The organism is uncultured Alcanivorax sp. (assembly GCF_947258575.1).
Classification (GTDB): domain Bacteria; phylum Pseudomonadota; class Gammaproteobacteria; order Pseudomonadales; family Alcanivoracaceae; genus Alcanivorax.
On record NZ_CAMYIV010000010.1, the window covers coordinates 260,044 to 281,652 of the forward strand.

21 protein-coding genes are annotated in these 21,609 nt (G+C 57.9%); 15 read left to right on the plus strand and 6 right to left on the minus strand.

The genetic code is table 11. From position 1 onward, the window contains the following. Positions 1 to 12: 12 nt before the first annotated feature. The 7 genes from Q0Y02_RS10935 to Q0Y02_RS10965 all read left to right on the plus strand — a co-directional run bounded on the left by Q0Y02_RS10935 (position 13) and on the right by Q0Y02_RS10965 (position 7,942). A complete protein-coding gene (locus tag Q0Y02_RS10935) occupies positions 13 to 192 on the plus strand; it encodes a hypothetical protein (protein WP_297767976.1) in 180 nt (59 codons plus the stop codon). After that, positions 170 to 2,203: an oligopeptidase A gene (gene prlC, locus Q0Y02_RS10940; protein ID WP_297767978.1), complete on the plus strand. Its 2,034-nt coding sequence runs from the start codon at positions 170 to 172 to the stop codon at positions 2,201 to 2,203. Before Q0Y02_RS10935 ends, prlC begins: the two co-directional genes overlap by 23 nt. A gap of 58 nt (positions 2,204 to 2,261) precedes the next feature. Continuing rightward, complete coding sequence (locus Q0Y02_RS10945; protein WP_297767981.1) at positions 2,262 to 2,456, plus strand: YheV family putative metal-binding protein; 195 nt, start codon at positions 2,262 to 2,264, stop codon at positions 2,454 to 2,456. Between the two features lie 593 nt (positions 2,457 to 3,049). After that, on the plus strand, positions 3,050 to 3,595 hold the full coding sequence (locus Q0Y02_RS10950; protein WP_297767986.1) for a fimbrial protein: 546 nt from the start codon (positions 3,050 to 3,052) through the stop codon (positions 3,593 to 3,595). A gap of 71 nt (positions 3,596 to 3,666) precedes the next feature. Then, the gene (locus Q0Y02_RS10955) at positions 3,667 to 4,386 is read left to right on the plus strand and encodes a fimbria/pilus periplasmic chaperone (RefSeq protein ID WP_297767989.1); all 720 of its coding nucleotides are present in this window, start codon (positions 3,667 to 3,669) and stop codon (positions 4,384 to 4,386) included. 30 nt (positions 4,387 to 4,416) lie between these two features. Continuing rightward, entirely contained in the window at positions 4,417 to 6,927 is a 2,511-nt protein-coding gene (locus tag Q0Y02_RS10960; RefSeq protein WP_297767992.1) for a fimbria/pilus outer membrane usher protein, read from the plus strand. Beyond that, positions 6,899 to 7,942: a fimbrial protein gene (locus Q0Y02_RS10965; protein WP_297767995.1), complete on the plus strand. Its 1,044-nt coding sequence runs from the start codon at positions 6,899 to 6,901 to the stop codon at positions 7,940 to 7,942. The genes Q0Y02_RS10960 and Q0Y02_RS10965 overlap by 29 nt, the downstream gene beginning before the upstream one ends. Here the strand turns inward: Q0Y02_RS10965 and Q0Y02_RS10970 are convergent. The 3 genes from Q0Y02_RS10970 to Q0Y02_RS10980 form a co-directional block, all read right to left on the minus strand. Next, the gene (locus tag Q0Y02_RS10970) at positions 7,939 to 8,280 is read right to left on the minus strand and encodes a hypothetical protein (protein WP_297767998.1); all 342 of its coding nucleotides are present in this window, start codon (positions 8,278 to 8,280) and stop codon (positions 7,939 to 7,941) included. The two genes, Q0Y02_RS10965 and Q0Y02_RS10970, sit on opposite strands and share 4 nt — an antisense overlap. 155 nt (positions 8,281 to 8,435) lie before the next feature. Then, the gene (locus tag Q0Y02_RS10975) at positions 8,436 to 9,635 is read right to left on the minus strand and encodes an NAD(P)/FAD-dependent oxidoreductase (RefSeq protein ID WP_297768002.1); all 1,200 of its coding nucleotides are present in this window, start codon (positions 9,633 to 9,635) and stop codon (positions 8,436 to 8,438) included. Between the two features lie 125 nt (positions 9,636 to 9,760). After that, positions 9,761 to 10,537, minus strand: a complete 777-nt coding sequence (locus Q0Y02_RS10980; RefSeq protein WP_272962814.1) for a ferredoxin--NADP reductase — start codon at positions 10,535 to 10,537, stop codon at positions 9,761 to 9,763. A 137-nt stretch (positions 10,538 to 10,674) separates the two neighbouring features. Here Q0Y02_RS10980 and Q0Y02_RS10985 point away from each other — a divergent pair, with 137 nt between their 5' ends. From Q0Y02_RS10985 to cobS, 3 genes are read left to right on the plus strand one after another with little or no spacing between them, the layout of a single operon-like run. Further along, positions 10,675 to 11,559, plus strand: coding sequence for a LysR family transcriptional regulator (locus tag Q0Y02_RS10985; RefSeq protein WP_297768006.1), 885 nt, complete (start codon positions 10,675 to 10,677; stop codon positions 11,557 to 11,559). Next, on the plus strand, positions 11,538 to 12,062 hold the full coding sequence (locus Q0Y02_RS10990; protein ID WP_297768008.1) for a M23 family metallopeptidase: 525 nt from the start codon (positions 11,538 to 11,540) through the stop codon (positions 12,060 to 12,062). The genes Q0Y02_RS10985 and Q0Y02_RS10990 overlap by 22 nt, the downstream gene beginning before the upstream one ends. Positions 12,063 to 12,071: 9 nt before the next feature. Continuing rightward, positions 12,072 to 12,806, plus strand: coding sequence for an adenosylcobinamide-GDP ribazoletransferase (cobS, locus tag Q0Y02_RS10995; RefSeq protein ID WP_297768011.1), 735 nt, complete (start codon positions 12,072 to 12,074; stop codon positions 12,804 to 12,806). Between the two features lie 39 nt (positions 12,807 to 12,845). Here cobS and Q0Y02_RS11000 read toward each other — a convergent pair whose 3' ends face one another. Then, on the minus strand, positions 12,846 to 13,655 hold the full coding sequence (locus tag Q0Y02_RS11000) for a DUF3298 and DUF4163 domain-containing protein (protein ID WP_297768014.1): 810 nt from the start codon (positions 13,653 to 13,655) through the stop codon (positions 12,846 to 12,848). A gap of 419 nt (positions 13,656 to 14,074) precedes the next feature. Here Q0Y02_RS11000 and Q0Y02_RS11005 point away from each other — a divergent pair, with 419 nt between their 5' ends. From Q0Y02_RS11005 to Q0Y02_RS11020, 4 genes are all read left to right on the plus strand, one after another. Then, positions 14,075 to 14,521 carry a YtoQ family protein gene (locus Q0Y02_RS11005; protein WP_035249837.1) on the plus strand — a complete coding sequence of 149 codons (447 nt, stop codon included), beginning with the start codon at positions 14,075 to 14,077 and terminating at the stop codon, positions 14,519 to 14,521. Between the two features lie 143 nt (positions 14,522 to 14,664). Beyond that, positions 14,665 to 15,141 carry a hypothetical protein gene (locus Q0Y02_RS11010; RefSeq protein WP_297768019.1) on the plus strand — a complete coding sequence of 159 codons (477 nt, stop codon included), beginning with the start codon at positions 14,665 to 14,667 and terminating at the stop codon, positions 15,139 to 15,141. A 36-nt stretch (positions 15,142 to 15,177) separates the two neighbouring features. Next, entirely contained in the window at positions 15,178 to 15,540 is a 363-nt protein-coding gene (locus tag Q0Y02_RS11015) for an STAS/SEC14 domain-containing protein (protein WP_297768022.1), read from the plus strand. A gap of 569 nt (positions 15,541 to 16,109) precedes the next feature. Further along, positions 16,110 to 17,228, plus strand: a complete 1,119-nt coding sequence (locus Q0Y02_RS11020) for a hypothetical protein (RefSeq protein ID WP_297768025.1) — start codon at positions 16,110 to 16,112, stop codon at positions 17,226 to 17,228. 6 nt (positions 17,229 to 17,234) lie between these two features. On the opposite strand, the gene recG is transcribed toward Q0Y02_RS11020, so the two are convergent. Together recG and Q0Y02_RS11030 are read right to left on the minus strand one after the other, a co-directional pair. Next, positions 17,235 to 19,322, minus strand: a complete 2,088-nt coding sequence (gene recG, locus Q0Y02_RS11025; protein ID WP_297768027.1) for an ATP-dependent DNA helicase RecG — start codon at positions 19,320 to 19,322, stop codon at positions 17,235 to 17,237. A 100-nt stretch (positions 19,323 to 19,422) separates the two neighbouring features. Further along, positions 19,423 to 20,325 carry a hydrogen peroxide-inducible genes activator gene (locus Q0Y02_RS11030; RefSeq protein WP_297768101.1) on the minus strand — a complete coding sequence of 301 codons (903 nt, stop codon included), beginning with the start codon at positions 20,323 to 20,325 and terminating at the stop codon, positions 19,423 to 19,425. 193 nt (positions 20,326 to 20,518) lie between these two features. Between Q0Y02_RS11030 and Q0Y02_RS11035 the strand changes: the two genes are divergently transcribed. Then, a complete protein-coding gene (locus tag Q0Y02_RS11035; protein WP_297768030.1) occupies positions 20,519 to 21,364 on the plus strand; it encodes an NAD-dependent epimerase/dehydratase family protein in 846 nt (281 codons plus the stop codon). The last annotated feature ends 245 nt before the right edge of the window (positions 21,365 to 21,609 follow it).

Consider the following 21,609-nt stretch of genomic DNA (forward strand, 5'->3'; position numbering starts at 1 on the left):
TCAGGGAGGCCCATGAACAAGCCCCCCACCCGTATACTGATTGCCATACTGATCTTGCTTGGCGTTTTCCTGCTGAGCAAGTGGCTGATTTTCCAGACGCTGCTGCAGCCGGACGAGAGTGCTCGTCAGCGCTTGCCGGCAGCGCAGACAGAACCAGGACAGGACACCCATGAGCAACAACCCGCTGATTGACTACCCGGAACTGCCGCCGTTTTCCAAAATCCAGCCGGAGCATGTATTGCCCGCCGTGGAGCAACTGGTGGCGGATGGCCGCGAACGCATCCAGCAGGTGCTGGCCCAGGGCAAGTTCGATTACGCCCATCTGGTGCAAGCCCTGGATGAGGAAGACGACCGCCTGGGCAAAGCCTTTGGCCCCGCTGGGCATCTCAATGCGGTGGCCCAGAATGAAGCCCTGCGTAATGCCTACAACAGCTGCCTGCCGCTGCTCAGCGAGTATGGCACCGAAGTGGGTCAGAACGCGCAGCTGTGTGCCGCCTACCAGGCGCTGCGTGACAGTGATGAATGGAGCTCGCTCAGCGAAGCCCAGCAGAAAGACATTGAAAATACCCTGCGCGATTTCCGCCTCTCCGGGGTGGATTTGCCGGATGACAAGAAAGCGCAGTACATGGCCAACTCCAAGCGGCTCTCTGAACTGACCAGCCAATTTTCCGACAATACCCTGGATGCCACCCAGGCCTGGACCAAACACATCAGCGATGAGGCGGAACTGGATGGCCTGCCGGACAGTGCCAAAGCCGGTGCCGCCGACCGGGCAAAGGCTGACGGCAAGGACGGTTGGTTGCTGACGCTGGATGCGCCGGTCTTTATTGCCGTCATGAGCCACTGCAAGAACGCCGAGCTGCGCAAGGAAATGTACGTGGCCTGGACCACCAAGGCCTCTGATCAGGGTCCCCAGGCTGGCCAGTTCGACAACACCGCCATCATGGATGAGATCCTCAAATTGCGGCACGAGCAGGCGCAACTGCTGGGGTTTGCCAACTTTGGTGAAGAGTCCCTGGCCACCAAGATGGCCCGTGATGTGAACGAAGTGATTCAGTTCCTCGAAGACCTGGCCAAACGGGCCAAGCCCCAGGCGGAACAGGAGCTGGCGGAGCTGAGAGCCTTTGCGGCCGAGAAGGGTGCCGACGATCTGAACCCCTGGGATATCGGTTTCTGGAGCGAGCGGCTGCGTGAAGAGCGCTACAGCATTTCCGAGGAAGAGCTGCGCCCCTGGTTCCCGGCGGATACCGTGATTAACGGCATGTTTGCCGTGGTCGGCAAGCTGTTCGGGATTCAATTCCGGCAACGTGACGATGTGGACCTGTGGCACGAGGATGCGGGTTTCTACGAACTGGTGGACGATGATGGCAGCGTGCGTGCGGCCTTCTATCTGGATATGTATGCCCGCACTGGCAAGCGGGGTGGTGCCTGGATGGATGACGCCCGTATTCGCCGCCGTCGCCCGGACGGTAGCCTGCAAACGCCGGTGGCCTACCTGACCTGTAACTTCGCACCGCCCGCCGGTGGCAAGCCCGGCCTGCTGACCCACGATGAAGTGGTCACCCTGTTCCACGAGTTCGGCCATGGCCTGCATCACATGCTTACCGAACAGGACGTGTCCGGTATTTCCGGCATCAACGGTGTGGCTTGGGATGCGGTGGAGCTGCCCAGTCAATTCCTGGAAAACTGGTGCTGGACGGAAGAGGGCATTGCCCTGATTTCCGGCCACTATGAGACCGGTGAACCCCTGCCCAAGGAAAAGCTGGACAAAATGCTGGCGGCGAAAAATTTCCAGGGCGCCATGCAGATGGTGCGGCAACTGGAATTCTCCCTGTTCGACATGCGCATCCATGCCGAGTACCGGGAAGGGCTGGATATCTATCAGGTCCTGAACGAAGTACGTCAGCAGGTGGCAGTGATACAGCCGCCCTCGTTCAACCGTTTCCCCAACAGCTTCGGGCACATTTTTGCCGGCGGCTATGCGGCGGGGTATTACAGCTACAAATGGGCAGAAGTGCTTTCCGCGGATGCCTATTCCCGTTTCGAGGAAGAAGGCGAATTCAACGAAGACACCGGCCGCGCCTTCCGTAGCGAAATTCTTGCCAAGGGAGGCAGCCGCGAACCCATGGAGCTGTTCAAGGCCTTCCGCGGCCGCGAACCCAGCGTGGAACCCTTACTGCGCCATTGCGGTATTAACGGTTAGAAAATTTCACCGCAGGAGCGGCTCGAGCGCCGCTCTTGCGGAGGGATAGGGAGCAACCATGAAACGCCAATTTATCGCCGGTGCCACCTGCCCGGAATGTGGGCAGATGGACAAGATCCAGCGTGTCATCGACGGCGACACACAGTGGATGGAATGTGTTTCCTGCGGGGCGACAAAAGATCTGGATGCCAAGCCACCAGAAGCTAGCGATGCCCTGGCTAAACCGGTCACCCTGCAGCCGGCAAAAAAATAAGGTTTTCGGGTCGTAGCAACGATCGAGCGCTTGGTCCGCAGGAAAACGACCAGGAACCAAAAGACTTCCAGCACAGTAGGGCACCCTCTTACATTTGAAGGCGCCGGAGACAATCGGCAGCTGGCTTCTATCCTTTCCCCTTCAGCGGGTGCCAGTGGTGTTATTAATCTGCCGCCACTGGCGGTCACTGCATCACATCCCTTCCCCCCGCTGACATCGCTTATCCCGACCTGCGACAGGCAGTTTCAATGCCCTCGTGCGTATCAACGGTCGACCGTTTTCCCGGCCAGTGCGGGGGGGGACCCATTGCTCATAGCTAGAGGCATATAAATATCGAATCATGTTCATATTTTAATGGGTTTTAATAATAAAAGCGTAGTCACTAAAAAATAAAGTAGGTGCTAATAACTATAAAAGTGACATCAGGGTGATTAAACGTTATTAGAGTGTGTAAAAAAGTAAGCAAAGGTATCCAATTTTACAAATAACTTTTCTCGAGTCGTGCTAAGTTCCATTCCGCTGTCTGTTATGTGAACTATTTCACTAAAACAAATGGCGAACTCAGTTGCGATCACCCAAAGAGGGAACTTTTCATGCGCGTGAACAAGCTTATTCTGGCTTCTGCCATCGCGGTATTGTCTGCACCGGCCCTGGCGGTAGACGGTACTATTACATTCAATGGCCTGGTGACTGATCAGACCTGCGAAATTACCACTCCTGCGGGCAAAGACTTCACCGTCACCCTGCCCACAGTGTCTGCCAGCACTCTGAACGCGGCCGCTCAAACTGCCGGTCGTACGCCTTTTTCCATCAATCTGTCTAACTGCAGCAGCGATGGCAAAGTAGCAACTTACTTTGAGCCGGGCCCCACTGTTGATTTCGATACTGGCCGTCTGGTTAACCAGGCAAACGCTGCCGATGCCGCCACTAACGTACAAATCCAACTGCTGGGCGAGAACAGCCTGTTCATCCCTGTTCAAGCTGCTGGTGCTGGCGGTGCGCAGGACAACTCCCAGTGGGTTGACGTAACCGCGGGCGGTGCTGCTGATCTGAACTACTATGCTGAATACTATGCTACCGCTGCAGCGACTGCCGGTACGGTTAATACCTCTATTCAGTACACCATCATCTATCAATGATGACGTGATGGCAGCTCTCGTTTCCTGGGGGCTGCCAACTCTCTGAGCTGGGTAATTCAATGTTATTAAGAGTGAAACTGTTCTTGCTGAGCGGCTTTCTGCTGTCAGCAGAGTGGGCGAGTGCCAGTGTGATTATTGACGGCACCCGTGTGGTTTATCCACAAAAAGCCCGAGAGGTGACTGTGCAACTTCACAACACAGGTGAATCACCGTCGCTGGTGCAATCGTGGGTAGACGAAGGCGATAAGGATGCAACACCGGATTCCAGTTCGGCGCCATTCATCATTACACCGCCTATTTCCCGTATAGAAGCAGGCTCTGGGCAGGCATTGCGATTGACCTTTACCGGTAGGGATTTGCCCTCTGACCGGGAATCCTTGTTCTGGCTGAACGTTCTTGAAGTGCCCCCGGCACCGGAAAGCGCCGAGGACAAAAACCTTATGCAGTTGGCATTTCGTTCAAGACTGAAGATTTTTTATCGACCTGCTGATCTTGCAGGTAGAGCGAACTTATCAAGTCACTCTCTAGAGTGTGATTTTAAATCAGAAAAAAGAGTAATGAGTTGCACAAACCCGACGCCCTACCACATAAGCGTGGTCAAGTTGGAGCTGGCTCATGAAAGCGGAGAAACGGATCAGGTTGAGACAGGGCTGATGTTTTTGCCTTTCTCAACGCATGATTTTGATATCGGTTTCAAAAAAGATGTCAGGCAGGGAACAAAAGCCGTTTTTACATCGATAAATGATTTTGGTGGCGCAGTAGAAATCAGCATCGATATATCCCAACGATAACGAAATAAACGGCCTAGAGGTCTGGTAAGGATGCCAATGCTGTCGGCGTTATCAATCAATAAAAGCTTAGCTATCGTTATGGCTACCCTGGCTGTCGGGGCTTGGTGTGGTAATTCCTATGCACAGGATAAGCCGGCATCGTTCAACTCATCTTTCCTGATGGGTTCAGCAAGAGACATGGATACCTCCTTGTATAGTCACGGCAATCCTGTATCGCCTGGTGAGTACCGGCTTGATATGTATGTGAATGGCCAGTGGTTTGGCAAACAGGATATTGTTTTCAAGTCAGTACCAGGAGGAAAAAGCGCAGAAACCTGCTTTGGCGCTGAGGATCTTGAGTTCTATGGTGTCGATTTTGAATCTATCGGGGCGCCAGTTAGTGAGATAGAGAAGTGCAAGCCCATTTCCGAATGGATTGGGCAGGCGCAATCTCGTCTCGAGATTTCCTCGCTACGCATGGACCTGACAATTCCTCAAGAAAATCTGCGTCGCGAAGCGAGGGGTTACGTGAATCCTGAGCTATGGGATCGTGGTATTAATGCCGGGTTTATCGGCTATGATCTGAATGCGACAACTATCCGTGCTGACGAGTCGGGATCTGGCATTTCAAACAGTGACAATCTTTATCTTGGTCTGAATTCCGGTGTCAATGTTGCGGGTTGGCAGCTCAGGCATAACTCCAGCGTATCGCGGCGATCCGGTGAAGGATACGATTTTCAGAAGACTTCAACATTCGCACGTCGTGCGTTCTCGGAAATTCGCAGCAACCTGACCATTGGTGACAGCTTTACCAGTGGTGAGTTATTCGATTCCGTAGCGTATCGAGGCATGAACCTTTCCAGCGAGGATCGCATGCTGCCCGATTCCATGCGGGGTTATGCTCCAGTGATTCGGGGCGTGGCTTCTACCAATGCCCGTGTCGAAGTTCGCCAGAACGGTAATCTCCTCTATAGCACCACGGTATCACCCGGAAACTTTGTTATTGATGATCTTTACCCCACAGGGTTCGGGGGGGATCTGGATGTGCTTGTCACCGAAGCTGACGGCCAGCAGCGCTCCTTTAGTGTGCCCTATTCCTCCATTGCGCAATTGCTGCGAGAAGGAATCAGCCGACATAGCGTTACCGTGGCGCAGCTGCGTAATGACGAACTGGAAGATGAGCCGCTGTTCATGCAGGCCACTTACCAGCGCGGTCTATATCATGACATTACCGGTTACCTGGGTAGTACAGTCAGTCAAGGTTATCGTTCTGTTTTGGTGGGTGCCGGCCTGGCCACAGAGCTGGGTGCCTTTTCGTTTGATGTCACCCGCTCACAAACAGAATTCAGGAATAATGACGACAAGTTTGGCAACAGTGTTCGCATCAACTATTCGAAGATGCTGAATCAGACCAATACCAACTTTACGCTTGCCGCTTATCGTTACTCCACAAAAGGGTTTTATGGCCTGTCGGATGCCATGTTTGCCAGAGAGTTTGATGAGCAACAGTTGAGTCTGGCCGCCCTGAGAAGCCAGAAGAGTCAGTTTCAGCTGACATTGAATCAGGCCCTTGGTCGCCGCTACGGGTCTTTGTACTTCACCGGATCCGTACGTGATTTCTGGGATGTTGAAGGGGAAACCAAGCAATATCAGATGGGCTACAACAACCGGTTCCGATCTGTTAGCTATGGCGTTTCTGCAATCCGAACCACGACCCAGGAAGGCGAGGCAGATAATCAGTTTGATCTTTCTTTCACCATGCCTATCGGTGGTGGTTATAGCGGGCAATATATTGATGGCGGCGTTTCACTGGATGATGACGGCTATACATCCAGCCGGGCCGGTATCAATGGCTATGGCGGTGACCGGAACCAGTACAACTACGGTATGCGGGTAACCGACAACGAACAGAACGGTTCCACCGTTGGGGTAAATGGTGAGTACCGTAGCCGCTTTGCTTCTGTAAATGGTTCTTACAGTTACAGCGACGATTATCAGCAGGCCTCTGCCGGTGCACGGGGTGCCTTTGTCGCGCACAAGGATGGCATCACCATGACGCCGCAACACGGCGACACCATGGTGCTTATTGAAGCCAAGGATGCCAAGGGAGCCGGAGTGGTCAGTGCCTCTGGTGTGGAAGTCGATGATTTTGGTTATGCGGTATTACCTTATGTGACCCCTTACCGGATGAATCGAATCACGCTGGACCCCAACGGCATAGACAGAAATGTTGAGCTGAAAGGAACGAGTCGCAAGCTTGCTCCTTACGCCGGCTCAATCACCAAGGCGACATTCGAGACAGAAAAAGGACTGCCGATACTGATAAAAGCACATCGCCGTGATGGCATCAGCCTGCCTTTTGCTGCCCGAGTCTTTGATATGTCTGGCAATGAAGTGGGTGTGGTTGGCCAGAGTAGTGTCATTTTTGTCCGCAGTGAACAGAGACAAGGAATGTTGACGGTGAAGTGGAGTGGGGAGCAATGCAGGTTGACCTATCAACTTGGTGATGCGTCTCCGGAACAGGAGTTCGGTTTTGAAAAAACCAATGCGATTTGTCACTGAGCGCCTTGATAGGCTGGCAGCGTACTGTTTGTCGATCAGTATGTTGTGTTTGCTGAGTATTACAGGTCATGCGGCTTGTTTTGTATCATCCGGATTTAGCGCGCAGGATGTGCGGATGGAATTGGGCCGTGTTCTGATCCAGCCGGACTTGCCCGTGGGGGCGATCATTCAGACGCTGCAAGTGCCGATTACCGCAAAAAACAATGCCGGGTCTTGTAACTTCGGGGGCTTTTCCAGAGGCGAGCTGGTGCGCAATCCTGCCGCTGTCCCCGGGTTTTCGAATGTCTATCAAACGGATGTGCCAGGTGTGGGGATCCGGCTTTACCGGGAAGCGGGTGATATCTCGACCTACTACCCTCACCAGATAAATTTCAGCGGCAACCGGCAGTTAAACCTGATTGGCGGGTACTTCAAAGTGGAGCTGGTGAAGACGGCGGCGGTTACCGGCTCCGGCCCTGTTGGCCCACCGGGATTGTTTTCAACCTATTACCTGGATGGCTCTGGTATTAACCGGCCGGTTCTCACCTCCACGCTGACGGGGCAGGGGATCACGATTGTGACATCATCCTGCCAGGTTGAGGCGGGATCCAAAAACATTGCCGTTAACTTTGGCTCGGTTTCCAACCGTGATTTTAGCGGGGTAGGGTCGAGGGTGAATCCGAGAGATTTCGAGATCCGCATGCGCTGCCAGGGCGGCAATGTCGTCGGCCTGGATCAGGGGCTCATCAAGGTAAGGTTTGATGGAACCCAGGATTCATCAAACATGCCGGGCGTGCTGGCCATAGATGGTGGTCCCGCATCAGCTAGCGGCATTGGTATTCAACTTAACCAGACCCTGGGTGGCACCGAGCAGACGGTTTCACTCGGTGAAGGCGTTGCCCTTGGCCGTACTCCTATTAACGATTCGGCCGAGTTTATCCTGCCCATGCGCGCTTACTATATCCAGACCGAGCTAGGCACCGTGGGCGCTGGAACCGGTAATGGCAGGGCCACATTCACCATTGAGTACCATTAATGGTACTCAATGACATAGCGCATGCTGGCCGGCTTCGCACCAGAAGACGCAATACGCTCCTGAAGGTGGCCTGACTGGCTCTCAACCACAACAGATTGGGCGTGGCTCTCTCCGACAACAGGTTCCAGGTAAGTCTTGGCAATGTGCTGGGCGGCTGATAGCCCCTGATTACCGCAGGAATTTACGACTACCTCTGTATAGCCGGCCTGGCTCTGCGCGGCCGTTTGGCAGGACGCATACACAACCGCTCCCTGGAATGAGATCGTATTGCTGGCCATGGCTGCGGAGGTAGAAAGTGCGAGTAACGCGGCGATCCCTGTGCGGCGTGCAGTGTTCATAGTGCCCCCTTCGATCACTGATTAGTTATTTTGTCTAAGTGCGAAGGTTTACTTCTAGTACTTTTTCATTGGTTTTATGTAGTAATTGTCGTGCTCTTTTACATTTTTGGCACTTAAAGGTGGAAAATGGAGGATGACCGGTTACGGAAGAATGATCAGTCGAGGAGGGAGTGTTTCAGACCCGCCACCGTCTTTGCCATCTGCATCCGCAGCCATGGCACTCTCTCCATGACAGGAAAGAACAGGTCTCGCCCGGTGGATACCGTGCGGCTGTGGGATTGAAACGCCGGTGTCAGCCAGCGGCTCATGCGCTGGTAGAAGCGGATCTGTGGTTCGCGTTGACGATGGTAGTGCGCCCAGGCCTGGGGCCAGGTGTCCGACGCTGCAACGGCCTGGCCGAGAGCCCGGGCATCCAGCAGGGCCATGTTGGCGCCCTGGCCCAATTGCGGGCTCATGGCATGGGCGGCATCGCCAATAATACCCAGCCGGTTTTCCCCCCAGTGATGCATGATCACATCCCGATAGGTGGCGGGTAGCAGTTGTTTCTGGTGTGTCAGGGGCGCCAACAGCGTTTCCAGCTGAGGCCAGAGCATGAGTGCCTCCTGACGCCAGGCGGAAAAATCAAAATCCGGCTGCTGCCATTCGTTCATCTGCGCCACCGGCAGACTCCAGAAAAAACTGGCCAGCGCCTGGTCTGGCTGATCCGGGCGGCAGCCGGTGGGCAGGATACCGGCCATCTGGCCAGCCTGGTGGTAGCGCTGTTGCAGCAGCGGTGCCGCAAACGACGCCACCATGGGCTGCATGGCCCACATGGCTCCCCAGGGGTAAAGCCGGTCATAGCGGGTCCAGGCGGCCGGGCGAAGATGGCTGTGGCTGCCGTTGGCAATCAATACCGCATCAAAGGACAGCCGGCAGGGCTCGCCTGCCTGCTCGGCGATCACGGTGGCGCGATCCGCCATGGTGTCCACGGCACTGACCGTGCAGCCCATCCGTCGTTGGTGTGGCAGTGTCTGCAGGTGCTGGTCCAATAGATGACAGAGGCTGGCGCGATGCACGCCCAGGCCGTGGCTGTGAGTGTCCAGGCTGCGGTAGGCGGTGTTCATGATGCGCCGATCGTCGCGGGTGTGGCCGACCAGCGCATCGATGCGGGCGCCGTAACCGAGCATCGCGTGATAGAGGCCCATTTCCTGAAGCACTGCCAGCCCGCTGGGCTGCAATAGCAGCCCGGCACCGACTGGCGTTAGTGCCTCAGCCCGTTCTATCAGGGTAATGCGGTGGCCTTGCCCGGCGAGCAGGGCGGCCGTGGCCAGGCCGGCGGTGCCGGCGCCGATAATGGCGATGGTTTGTGGTTGCACAGATGGGTATCCCTTCCCCGAAAAAGCCAGCCCATGCTAGCAGGCCAGCTCGATATGGTTGGGGACGGGGTCAAAAAAACGGGCCGCAAAGGCGGCCCGTAGCGTACTGAATGAAGCGTGTCTTGTTACTTCTCCACAAACGCTCGCTCGATCACATACTCACCCAGCTCGCCGCCGCGGGTTTCCTTGAAGCCCCAGCCATCGAGAATCGCCTGGGTATCCTTGAGCATGGCGGGACTGCCGCACAGCATGAAGCGATCGTTCTCCAGGCTCGGCGTGGGCAGGCCGAGATCCGCGAAGATCTTGCCGCTGGTCATCAGGTCGGTGAGCCGGCCCTGGTTGCGGAACGGTTCGCGGGTCACCGTCGGGTAATAGAGCAGCTTGCCTTTGACGAATTCACCGAAGAATTCGTTGTTGGGCAGCTCGCTCTGAATGGTGTCCTGATAGGCCAGCTCGGACACATGGCGCACCCCGTGGGTGAGAATCACCCGGTCGTACTGGTCGTAGACCTCCGGGTCCTTGATGATGCTCATGAACGGCGCCAGACCGGTGCCGGTGGACAACAGCCACAGGTTCTTGCCCGGCAGCAGGTGGTCGGCTACCAGGGTGCCGGTGGGCTTGCGGCTCACATAGATCTTGTCACCCGGCTGGATGTTCTGCAGCTGGGAGGTGAGCGGGCCGTCCGGCACCTTGATGCTGAAGAACTCCAGTTCTTCCTCATAGTTGGCGCTGGCGATGGAGTAGGCACGCAACAGCGGGCGGCCGTTGTCCTGTTCCAGGCCGATCATGGTGAAGTGGCCATTCTTGAAACGGAAACCCGGGTCCCGGCTGGTGGTGAAGCTGAACAGGGTGTCGTTCCAGTGGCGCACGCTGGTGACGGTTTCAGTATTCAAATTAGACATAATTAATTCAGCGCTTATTCCAAAACTCCAGATGATGGAAATTTAATCGAAATGGGTTTATCGGTAAAATGGGTAATTCCGATGTATTATATCGGCATTAACGATATAGGAGTCTGATTCGACTGTAGGGAGCCCCCGTGAAATTTACTCTGCGACAGCTACAGGTGTTCCTGGCCACGGCGCACCACGAGAACATCAGCAAGGCGGCGGAGAGTCTGAGCATGAGCCAGTCCGCCGCGTCCGGGGCGCTCAAGGAGCTGGAATCCCTGTACGATCTGAAGTTCTTCGAGCGGGCCGGCAAGCGCCTCAAGCTCAATGAGCTGGGGCGCCAGTTCTGGCCGCGAGCTGAGGCGTTACTGGCCCAGGCCCGGGATCTGGAGGCGGACCTGCTCTCGCACCGGGATCTGGGGCGTCTCAATGTGGGCGCCACCCTGACCATCGGCAATTATCTGGCGGTGGGCATCATGGCCGATTACATGGCCGAACAGCCCGGCGCCCGGGTGCATCTGGAGGTGGCCAACACCCGAACCATCGTGGAGCGTGTGCTGGCGTTCGAGCTGGATCTGGGGCTGATTGAAGGTGAGCTGAACCACCCAGATCTGGAGTTATTGCCCTGGCGGGAGGACGAGCTGGTGGTGTTCTGTAGCCCGAATCATGCCCTTGCCGGTAAGGAAGCACTTACCGACGAAGACTTGCGGGCGGCCCACTGGATTGTCCGCGAATCTGGCTCCGGCACCCGGCAGACCTTTGAACGTGGCCTGCATGGCCTGGTGCCGGAGTTGGATCTGGCCCTGGAGCTGGAGCATACCGAGGCGATCAAGCGGGCGGTGGAAGCCGGGCTGGGCATCAGTTGCCTGTCGCGGGTGTGTCTGCGTGAGGCCTTCAAGCGCGGGTCGCTGGTGGAATTGCCGGTGCCCCAGCGGGATTTCAGTCGTGATTTCTACTTTGTGCTGCATCGTCAGAAATACCGCAGCCCGGGCATTGAGAGGTGGCTGGAATTATGTCGCGCTTCCGCCGGATAACCGGTTACAGCCTGATCGGGCTGGCACTACTGCTGGTTCTCGGGTTGCTGCTGCCGGAGGGACGGCAAGTTCCCGTGCAGGGCGCCGATAGCAAAGACTGGCATCCGCAGACGTTCTGGTATCACCCCTGGGGCCAGTCCGGAGTGCACAAGGGCGTGGATATTTTTGCCCCCAGCGGCACGCCGGTGTTGGCCAGTAGTGGCGGTCTGGTGCTATTTCGCGGCGAACTGGCTCGGGGCGGCAAGGTCGTTCTGCTGCTCGGCCCCCGCTGGCGGCTTCACTATTATGCGCATCTGGCAGACATAGCCGAGACCGGGCCCTGGTTATGGGCCGGGGAACCGGTGGGCTCCGTGGGCAGTACTGGCAATGCGACAGGTAAGCCGCCCCATCTGCATTATTCGCTGGTCAGCATGCTGCCGCTGGTGTGGCTGGCAGATGGTGCTCCGCAGGGCTGGAAGAAGATGTTCTACCTCAACCCACTGATGCATTTCGATGTTCAATAAGGAGTTGCCGTGAAACAGGAGTGGCAGGCCTTCTGGCTGGCCCTGGGCTTTCTGACCCGGATTCCCATGCCGGTGAAGATCGACTATTCACAGACGTTGATGAACCGCTCAAGCCTGTATTTTCCGTTGGTGGGGCTGTTGCTGGGCGGTCTTTATGCGGCCCTTTTTACGGGCCTGGCCGCGTTCTGGAGCCTGCCGGTCTGTATCGGTCTGGTGTTGGCCTTCCATCTCTGGATTACCGGTGCCTTCCACGAGGATGGCCTGGCGGACAGCATGGATGCCCTGGGCGGTGGCTACACGGTGGCGTGGCGGCTGGAGATCATGAAGGACAGTCGTATCGGCACTTATGGTGCGGTGGCGCTGGTAGTGGCGCTGGGCCTGAAAGCGGTATTGCTGATGGATGCCGAGCCGGTCTGGCTGGCCCTGCTGGTGACGCCCGCCATCGGGCGGCTGACGCCCTTGCTGCTGATGCGTTTTCTGCCCTACGTGACCGACCCGGATACCAGTAAAAGCAAACCGGTGGCGGAAGCCTTCAGCGGACAAAGGCTGCTACTGGCCACACTCTTCACCGTGGTTGTGGCGCTGTTGTTTTCGGTGTGGCTGCCAGCCTTGCTGGCGGTGGGGGTGGTTGCGTTGCTGTGGGGCGCCAGCCTGAAGCGGCAGCTTGGTGGTTATACCGGGGATGCATTGGGGGCCAGCGTGGTGTTTACCGAGTTGGTGTTCCTGTTGGGCCTGACTTTGTAGGGTGGATTAGCCGCAGGCGTAATCCACCCTGCGTTTTCATCAGGGGTTCAGGTATTCATCGCGCACAATGCCATCGAGTTTTTCATAGGGAATCGTCAACTCCGGCTGCCCCATGGCGTAAGGGGCAATGTGGTAGACATTGTAGTGCAGCACCAGGCCGCCCTTGCCGAAGTAGACATTGTCGGTGCGATCGAAGGGCCAGCTGTCGCGAAAGGTCTGGTCCAGCTTTTCCTTGTCCAGCCATTGCTGGTGCTGGTTTCGGGCCAGCTCCCAGAACGCCTGTTGTTTACCGGGTTCCAGCAGGTCAGCAAGGGCCAGTTTTTGCTTGCGGGCCAGGTCCCAGTGAAAGTACTGCACGCCGGGCTGGCCATGGGCGCCACCGGTGTATTCGTAGCTGTCCATGCGCAGGGTGAGCAGGTCGCCCCGGCGGGTCTGGCGCTTGATGGTGGCATTCAGCTCCCAGCCTTGTTGGGACGCCATGGCCATGTCTGACGCATCGGCGAGGAAGGCATCTACCAGGCTTTCGATGGTGCCGTCATGGGGAGTGCTACCCTGGTTCTGAACGAGCATGCCGGCAAGTTGGGTGGTGATCGCGTCGTTGAGGGTCGGCTGGTTTTCAAAGGTTGGCCAGGCCAGATCCACTTTCGGGCAGCCGTCGCCCTGGCATTGTTCATCCGTTTTTTCCAGGGTATGGAGAACGCGCACCAGCTCACCGGTATGCCCCTGCCCGTCACCAGACTGTGGGTCGGCGGTGCCCTGCTGCGCGCCAGCCGGGTCGGTATCCTGATTGTTGTTATCACAACCTGCCAGCAGTGCGGCTGCGAGCAGGAACACAAATGTCATGCGCATGAGATAGCCTTTCGGAAAATTCGGGATGCGGGCATTTAACGGCAGGCGCCTTGCCTTTTGCAACCATGGACCTGGCAGGCTACTGAAAAACCCGTTGCATGCTCAGCGTGGCCTGAAGTGTGCAGCTGTTGTGTCTTGTCTTGACGGGCAGGGTGGCTCCCTTTCCTAGAGACAAGGCGCAGCAGATGTACGCTTCAGGCCGCGCCCTTCGGGTCTTCCAGGCTGGCCCGTACTCGTCGTTGCCGTTCTTTGAAGGTAGAAGGATCGACAGGCAACCAGCATGCCATCAAAATTGCGCCCTCTGTGCCCTGCGGGTATAGATTACGAGCCAGCCTGAAAGACTGAGCACGCAACGGGTTTTTCAGTAGCCTGCTATGCTGGCCGGGCTTACTGACACTGTTATTGATGGGAGAAATGCAATGAGCTTCTGGACGGTTTACCTTTCCGGGGAAATCCACACCGATTGGCGCGAGCGGATCATTCAGGGGTGTGCCGAGAAAGAACTGGATATCGAATTTAGCGGTCCGGTGACCGATCACGAAGCCAGCGACAAGGTGGGAGTGAATATTCTCGGCGCGGAAGAAAAGCGCTTCTGGGAAGACCGCCTGGGTGCCGGAATCAACGGCATCCGAACTCGCAAGCTGATCGATGAGGCAGATCTGGTTATTGTCCGTTTCGGCCCCAAATACAAGCAGTGGAATGCGGCCTTTGATGCGGGTTACACCGCTGCTCTGGGCACGCCCATGATCATTCTTCACGATGAAGAACACGACCATCCCCTCAAGGAAGTGGATGCCGCCGCCGATGCCGTGGCGCGCACTCCCGAGCAGGTGGTGGAGATGCTGGTTTACATCCTCAACGCCTGACGGGGCGCGGGGTCAGAGCTTCCTGGCAATGGTCAGTTCGGGCCCCGTTTTACCCCATTTTTCATCTCCTCAGGAGCATTTCCTGTGTTCTGCTTGTCCTATCGGATGACAGGCATTAACAGGCAATACTAAGGAGTGCTCCGATGACACACCGTTTACTCGCCGCCGCCGCATTCATGTTGGTAACCACGGCCACCTCCTGGGCGGACACCCAAGGGGTGCCCAATGTGAAGACCCCGGACCCGGATAAAGTCGCCGTGCAGATGGAAGACACCCTGGAGGATATTCAGGAATTCACGGTGGAACAGAAAAACGATGCCATGCGCACTGCCCGCCATGCGCTGGATGATCTGGATCGGCAGATCACGCTGCTGCAGAGCGAAATTGACAGCGGCTGGAAAGAGCTTTCCCAGCAGGCCCGCCTGGACAAACAGTCCGCCATGGCAGCCCTGAAAGAGCAACGCGCGGAGCTGGAAACCCGTTACCAGGCATTGCAGCAGGCCGGTGCGGATAACTGGGAAGCTGCCAAGGCGAAATTTTCCCAAGGTTGGGAAGCCGCCAAACAGAGCTGGCAGGCGTTGAATGCGCCCGTGGCTGAAGGCACGGATAATCCTGAGTAAAACTGAGGGCCGTGCAGCACACAAGGAGGAGCTGGCATGCTGACGTTGATTCCGTTCGAGGATGACCGGGTGGTTGGGGCAAGAATTTCCGGCAAGATCACTCGCCCGGAATTCGATGCGGTGGCAGAGGCTCTGGAAGCGGCGCTGGCGAAACACGACAAGGTGCGCTTCTATGCGGAAATGGAGACCTTTGGTGGTGTCGCCATGGATGCTCTGTTCCAGGACCTGAAGTTCGGTTTGCGTCACTGGCAACAGTTCGAGCGTGAGGCCGTGGTCACCGATCGGGACTGGATGCGGCGTCTGGCGCTGCTGGCCGACAAGCTGTTGCCTTCCATCGACGTAAAGGTTTTTGCCGGTGATGATGTGGACAGTGCCAGGGCATGGATCTGCGCGGACTGATCGCACCATTTTGTTGCCGCACCCGCAGATAAAAAAGAAGGGCCATCCGGCCCTTCGTTGATTTCTCCTTCCTGTGCATCCGGCAGGCGCACCTGCAGGTCCTCGAATTCGTCCAGCGCCTGGCGCCAGTCCATACGGGGCCGGGTCTGTTCCCTGGCGGTTTGATGAGCGCCGCCCTTGCGCATCAGTGGATCCATTGCCGCCCAGTTGCGCAGCGGTTTGGGGCCTTTTGCCATTGCCGTTTTCCTTTTTAAGTCAGACAGTTGCTGTCTGGTAGTGGAAATCCTCCCGTATCAGTCTGGCTGCATCTGGAAGGCGGCGCGATATTACGCCGCGGCTGCGCGATTCACTAGCGTCGGCAGATAAAAAAAGCGTTATAAATAATGGCTGACAGGGTTGTCAGCCGCTTGCCGCCCGAGGCCGCCGTGGCGGGCCATCCGGGCCGAGGATTTTTGGCCTGTGAGGGAGGTGGTACCGGTCTTCGGTTATGGGGATACTGGACGTTCCCGGCCGACAGGCCACGCCTGGCCACTATCTACCGCCGGGCCGACCAAGGAAGAGGATAGCCAATGACAGGGGTGTCACCGGCAGAGCGGCGCAGGATCAGTCTGACGGCAATCGGCGAGTTTCTGCTGGTAGTCTTGTTTGTTGTCAGCCTGCCGGTGCTGTTTATCTGGACCCTGTGGTTGTTCTGGGCTGTGCTGGCCGCCGCCCTTGTAGTGGGTTTGCTGGTGCGCGGTCTGGCATTGCTGTTAATGGGGACGGAGCGTCGTGGCCATACCCTGGCGACCCTGATTGTTACCTTCAGCCTTCTCACTATCGCCGTTGCCTTCCCCATTTACTACCTGATCTACAAGGTAGAGGCGGACCCGCCTCTGTTACCCAATGTGGTGCTCACCAATGGAGAAAAGACGGTAGTTTTCCAGGGTATGGTTCATGTGGGCATGGAAAGTTTCTTTAAATCCGTGGTCTATGACCTGGAATCCGCCATGCAGTCCGGCTATCGACTCTACTACGAAGGCATTCAGTCTTCGCCGGGGGAGGGGGACGATTGGTACAACGCCAATCAGGCTGGTGGCGGTGACCTGGCGGAGCATTTCAAGGCATTGGCGGATGCTTGTGGTGTGACGTTTCAGATGGACTATTTCTCGCTGATGGAGGAGTCCGCCCGGCGCAATCCTGGCCGTCATGTGGTGGCCGACGTGACGACCCTGGATATGAAGCAGGAATACCAGCGTCTGATCATGAACGATCCGGAATTCGATGAACGCATGCGCCGCCGCGGCAAGCTCCCCACGCCTCGCCCACCGAATCTGGTGGACCGTCTTCTGGACTGGCATGGTCAGGCCAACGATTCCCAGCGGGAACTGATCGGTGTGCTGTGCCGGGGTTTTATTTCCATTGCGCTTGATGAAGATAATATCCGTGACCGGGATCTGGACAAGGTGGTGCTGGATTTCCGCAATCGCAAGCTGGTGGAGCGGCTGCTGGCAGATCCGGCAAACAAGATCTACATCACCTATGGCGCGGCGCACCTTCCCGGCGTAGTTGCCTTGCTTCGCGAACAGGATCCCGACTGGCAGATTCTCTCGGTAAAATGGGTGCGGGGGCTGGCGACGCCGGAAAACTGGGAGGGTTCCCTGGATATTCCGTTACTACCGGTACAGGCGGATAGTGGCAGCAATTAAGCACGCTCAGATATCTGCGTAATCCTGCCCGCCCTTGAGCCAGCGACGCAGTAGCGGCTCCACGCTTGCCGGGCAACGTTGCAACAGACTGTCTGCCACGTCCCGGGCGGGCTCCATCAGCGCTTCATCGCGCATCAGATCAGCAATGCGAAAGGCCATATCGCCGGTCTGGCGGGTGCCCAGCCACTCGCCGGGACCGCGCAATTTCAGATCTTCCTCGGCAATCACAAAGCCGTCGGTGGTGTCGCGCATCACTGCCAGGCGTCGTTTGGCGGTGAGCGACAGGGGCGTCTGGTAGAGCAGCAGGCAATAACTTTGCTCGCCGCCCCGGCCCACTCGACCACGCAGCTGATGGAGCTGGGCAAGGCCCAGCCGTTCCGCATTTTCCATCACCATCAGGGTGGCGTTGGGCACATCCACGCCCACCTCGATGACGGTGGTGGCCACCAGTAGTTGGGCCTCGCCACTGGCAAAACGGGCCATGCGTTCGGCCTTTTCCTTTGCCTTCATGCGGCCGTGTACCAGCTCCACGGTGAGATCGGGCAGGGCGGCCTGCAGCTCTGTGAATGACGCTTCCGCCGCCCTGGCCTGAATTTCCTCGGACTCCTCAATCAGCGGGCATACCCAGTAGGCTTGCGTACCCTGCTGGCAGGCGTCGTTGATGCGCTCGATCACCTGGGGGCGGCGCCCTTCCGGCAGCACCAGGGTGTCGATGGGTTTACGCCCGGGGGGCATTTCATCGATCACCGAGGTATCCAGATCACCGTAGACGCTCATGGCCAGGGTACGGGGGATCGGCGTGGCGGTGAGCACCAGTTGGTGGGGCACCTGGATGCCATGGCGGGTATCGAAGCGGCCTTTTTCGCGCAGGGCCAGGCGCTGTTGCACGCCGAAGCGGTGCTGTTCATCGATGATGGTCAGGCCCAGGCGATGGAACTGCACCGCCTCCTGGAACAGGGCATGGGTACCCACCACGATAGGGGCGCGGCCATCAGCCAGCGCCGCCTGGGTGTCCCGGCGGGCCTTGGCCCCCAGGCTGCCAGCCAGCCAGTGCACCTCAATGCCCAGCGGCGCCAGCCAGTGGTGGAAGTTGTCCCGATGCTGCTCGGCGAGCAGTTCCGTGGGCGCCATCAGCGCCACCTGGTAGCCGGATTCAATAGCGGCCAGCGCTGCAGCCGCGGCGACCAGGGTCTTACCCGAGCCCACATCCCCCTGTACCAGTCGTAGCATGGGGTGGGGCTGGCCCATATCGCCAAGCAACTCTCCAATCACCCGCTGCTGGGCCCCGGTGAGGGTGAAGGGCAGGCTGGCCTGTAGTTGTTGGAATAAATCATCCGCGTGCAGGCGCGGGGCGTGGAAGGCTTTCTGACCCGCCCGTTTCTGCAGCATGCCCAGCTGGTGGGCCACCATCTCTTCCATGACCAGTCGCTTTACTGCCGGGTGCTTGCCGTCCAGCAGCAGGTTGACCGGATCATCCGGGCGCGGGTTGTGCAGCTTGCTCAGCGCGTCGGTGAGTGACGGCAGGCCGCGTTGATCCAGCAGCTCCCCGGGGATCAGTTCCGCCGGCGGGTGACCCTGCAGGTACTGCAGGGCCTGACCGGCCAGGTTGCGCAGCAGTTTCTGGCTGACACCTTCGGTGGTGGGATAAACAGGAGTCAGTGCTTTTTCCAGCGGAGGCAGGCTGGTGCCGATTTGATATTCGGGGTGATAAAACTCCAGCCCGGCGGCCCCGGGGCGCGGTTCGCCATACACGCGAATGGGCTTGCCCCGTTCCATGTTGTTCTTCTGCGCGGCGCTGAAATGATAAAAGCGCAGGGTCACCATGCCGGTGCCATCGGCCACCTTGCACAGCAACGAGCGCCGGCGCCCGAATACCACATCCGCCGCCATCACTTCGCCTTCGATGACCACCCCGGTTTCCGGGCGCAGGCTGCCGATGGGGGTAATCCGGGTGCGGTCTTCGTAGCGGAACGGCAGATGGAACAGCACATCCTCCAGGTTGTGCAGGCCCAGCTTGGCCAGCCGTTCGGCAGCAGCGGGCCCGACGCCTTTCAGGCGGGTGATGGGTAGGGATGCGAGATTGTCACCGGACATCAGTCAGCCGTTGATTCCTGTGCGAGTAACGAGGTTCGAGTTGCGAAAAGCAAAAAGCGGTTCGGGTTTTCGCAACTCGAACCTCGCTTCTCGTTCCTTATCAGCCGGCCAGTCCTTCCTTTGGCACCGCCTGGCGTAGCACCTCGATGGCTTTCGGCCGCGGGAAGCTGTCCCGCCAGATCAGGGCGATGGTGCGCGCCGGAACCGGGGCCTTGAAAGGGCGCACCGCGAAAGTGGCCTTGTCATAGCCATGCTGGTGGAGCGCCGAGTTGGGCAGCACGGTGATGCCCAGGCCACTGGCCACCATATGGCGGAGGGTTTCCAGGGAGCCACCTTCAATTTGTACCAGATTGCGTTGTCGCTGGGAGTCGATGGCCGGGCACAGCTCCAGCACCTGATCGCGGAAGCAGTGGCCTTCGCCCAGCAGCAGCAAGGTTTCGTCGAGCAGTTGATCCGGCGCGATTTCCGTCTGGCTGGTCCAGGGGTGATCGCCGGGCAACAGCACCGAGAAAGATTCCTCATACATGCGTGCCCGTACCAGCCCGCCGCCGGAGAAGGGCAGCGCGACGATAATGGCATCCAGGTCGCCTTGTTCCAGCTTGCGACGCAGCACGTGGGTGTAGTTTTCTTCGATGAACAGGGGCATTTCCGGGGCCGCGGCGCGAACCTTTGGCACCATGGTGGGGAACAGATAGGGGGCCACAGTAAAAATGGCGCCTACCCGTAGTGGCGACCCCAGTTGATCCTGCTGGCTCATGGCCATCTGCGTCAGCAGGTCTGCCTGTTCCAGAACCCGTTGGGCCTGGGCGACAATGGGCCCCGCCTGGGGTGTCACCACCACTTCCCGAGGGCGGCGTTCGAACAGCGGCATGCCGAGCTGGTCTTCCAGCTTCTTGATGGCTGCACTGAGGGTGGGCTGGCTCACGTTGCAGGCCTGGGCGGCGTGGCCGAAATGGCGCTCCCGGGCCAGGGCGACGAGATAGCGTAGTTCTGTTAATGTCATGGCACTGATTCGCTTATCCAATTACTGCTCATTGTGCCTAGAAAAAAAGGCAGTGAATAGTTAACAGTGAATAGTTAATAGCGTGCGAGAAAGGCTAGGGGAGTGCGGTCATGGGAGATGCGTGTGAACCTGGGATTAAGGGTGTCTTTCGCTGTTAACTATTCATTATTAACTATTAACTGGTTGTGCATTTATGTCCCACATTCTGATTGCCGGTCTGGGTGACCTGGGCACCGGCCTGGCGGAGCAATTTCTGGCCGAGGGTCACCGGGTCAGCGCCATTCGACGGGGCAGCCGCTGTCCCGCCGGTGTGGAGCTATACAGCCAGGATTTGCTTGCAGGCGCCGCCATGCTGCCACCGGACCCGGTGGATCTGGTCATTATCATCATGACGCCGTCTGAATACAGCGAGGAAGGGTATCTGAAGGCCTACGTGCGGGCGCCGCAGACCCTGCTGGATGCCCTGGCGGCCCAGCAGCCGCTGCCGCCGGTGGTGTTCGTCTCCAGCACGGCGGTCTTTGGTGACGTTGAAGGCGACGTGGACGAGCTGACGCCGCCAAAGCCGTCTCGCTACAACGGCAAGGTGCTGCTGGCCGCGGAAGAGGAGCTCAGCATCCGCTCCCATTGCACAGTGGTGCGCTTCTCCGGCATCTACGGGCCGGGTCGTTATCGTCAGATCGACAAGGCGGCGCGCCTCGCCCGGGGGGAGGAGGCACTGCCTCGCGCCCAGTGGACCAATCGCATTCATCGTGACGATTGTGTGGGCTTGCTGAAGCAGGTCGCCGATGGCTGGTTGGCGGGACAGGACATGCCGCCGTTGGTGATCGGTACCGACAACGTGGGCGGACGCAATCTGGACGTGCTGCAATGGCTGGCTCAGCAACAGGGGCTGACTCTGGCGGTGCCCGGTGACGCGCCTGCTGGCAAGCGGATCCGCAGCCAGTACATTCGCCAGGGGCATTACACCCTGCGCTATCCGGGTTATCAGGATGGGTACAGCCAAGTGCTGGCGGAAAAAGAGTGGCAGGTTAAACGTTGAAAATGGAAAACCGCGTAGGTTGGGTTGAGTGCAGCGAAACCCAACAATGCCGGGCGTTTGACCGATATCTGGTTGTGATGTTGGGTTTCGCAGAGCTCAACCCAACCTACGCCGCCCTGATCAGCCGATAAACGGCGCGATCCATCAAAACCGGGGGAAAGTGCTCAAATGATCGGTAACCAGTTGAATTTATAGTTTATTTTTAACTTTTAACTATTAACTATTCACTGTTAACTATTCACTGC

Coding starts and splice junctions, on each gene's coding strand:
- Q0Y02_RS10935 (WP_297767976.1), top strand. CDS start 13: ATGAACAAGCCCCCCACCCGTATACTGATTGCCATACTGATCTTGCTT.
- prlC (WP_297767978.1), top strand. CDS start 170: ATGAGCAACAACCCGCTGATTGACTACCCGGAACTGCCGCCGTTTTCC.
- Q0Y02_RS10945 (WP_297767981.1), top strand. CDS start 2,262: ATGAAACGCCAATTTATCGCCGGTGCCACCTGCCCGGAATGTGGGCAG.
- Q0Y02_RS10950 (WP_297767986.1), top strand. CDS start 3,050: ATGCGCGTGAACAAGCTTATTCTGGCTTCTGCCATCGCGGTATTGTCT.
- Q0Y02_RS10960 (WP_297767992.1), top strand. CDS start 4,417: ATGCCAATGCTGTCGGCGTTATCAATCAATAAAAGCTTAGCTATCGTT.
- Q0Y02_RS10970 (WP_297767998.1), bottom strand. CDS start 8,280: ATGAACACTGCACGCCGCACAGGGATCGCCGCGTTACTCGCACTTTCT.
- Q0Y02_RS10980 (WP_272962814.1), bottom strand. CDS start 10,537: ATGTCTAATTTGAATACTGAAACCGTCACCAGCGTGCGCCACTGGAAC.
- Q0Y02_RS10990 (WP_297768008.1), top strand. CDS start 11,538: ATGTCGCGCTTCCGCCGGATAACCGGTTACAGCCTGATCGGGCTGGCA.
- Q0Y02_RS11000 (WP_297768014.1), bottom strand. CDS start 13,655: ATGCGCATGACATTTGTGTTCCTGCTCGCAGCCGCACTGCTGGCAGGT.
- Q0Y02_RS11005 (WP_035249837.1), top strand. CDS start 14,075: ATGAGCTTCTGGACGGTTTACCTTTCCGGGGAAATCCACACCGATTGG.
- Q0Y02_RS11010 (WP_297768019.1), top strand. CDS start 14,665: ATGACACACCGTTTACTCGCCGCCGCCGCATTCATGTTGGTAACCACG.
- Q0Y02_RS11015 (WP_297768022.1), top strand. CDS start 15,178: ATGCTGACGTTGATTCCGTTCGAGGATGACCGGGTGGTTGGGGCAAGA.
- Q0Y02_RS11020 (WP_297768025.1), top strand. CDS start 16,110: ATGACAGGGGTGTCACCGGCAGAGCGGCGCAGGATCAGTCTGACGGCA.
- recG (WP_297768027.1), bottom strand. CDS start 19,322: ATGTCCGGTGACAATCTCGCATCCCTACCCATCACCCGCCTGAAAGGC.
- Q0Y02_RS11030 (WP_297768101.1), bottom strand. CDS start 20,325: ATGACATTAACAGAACTACGCTATCTCGTCGCCCTGGCCCGGGAGCGC.
- Q0Y02_RS11035 (WP_297768030.1), top strand. CDS start 20,519: ATGTCCCACATTCTGATTGCCGGTCTGGGTGACCTGGGCACCGGCCTG.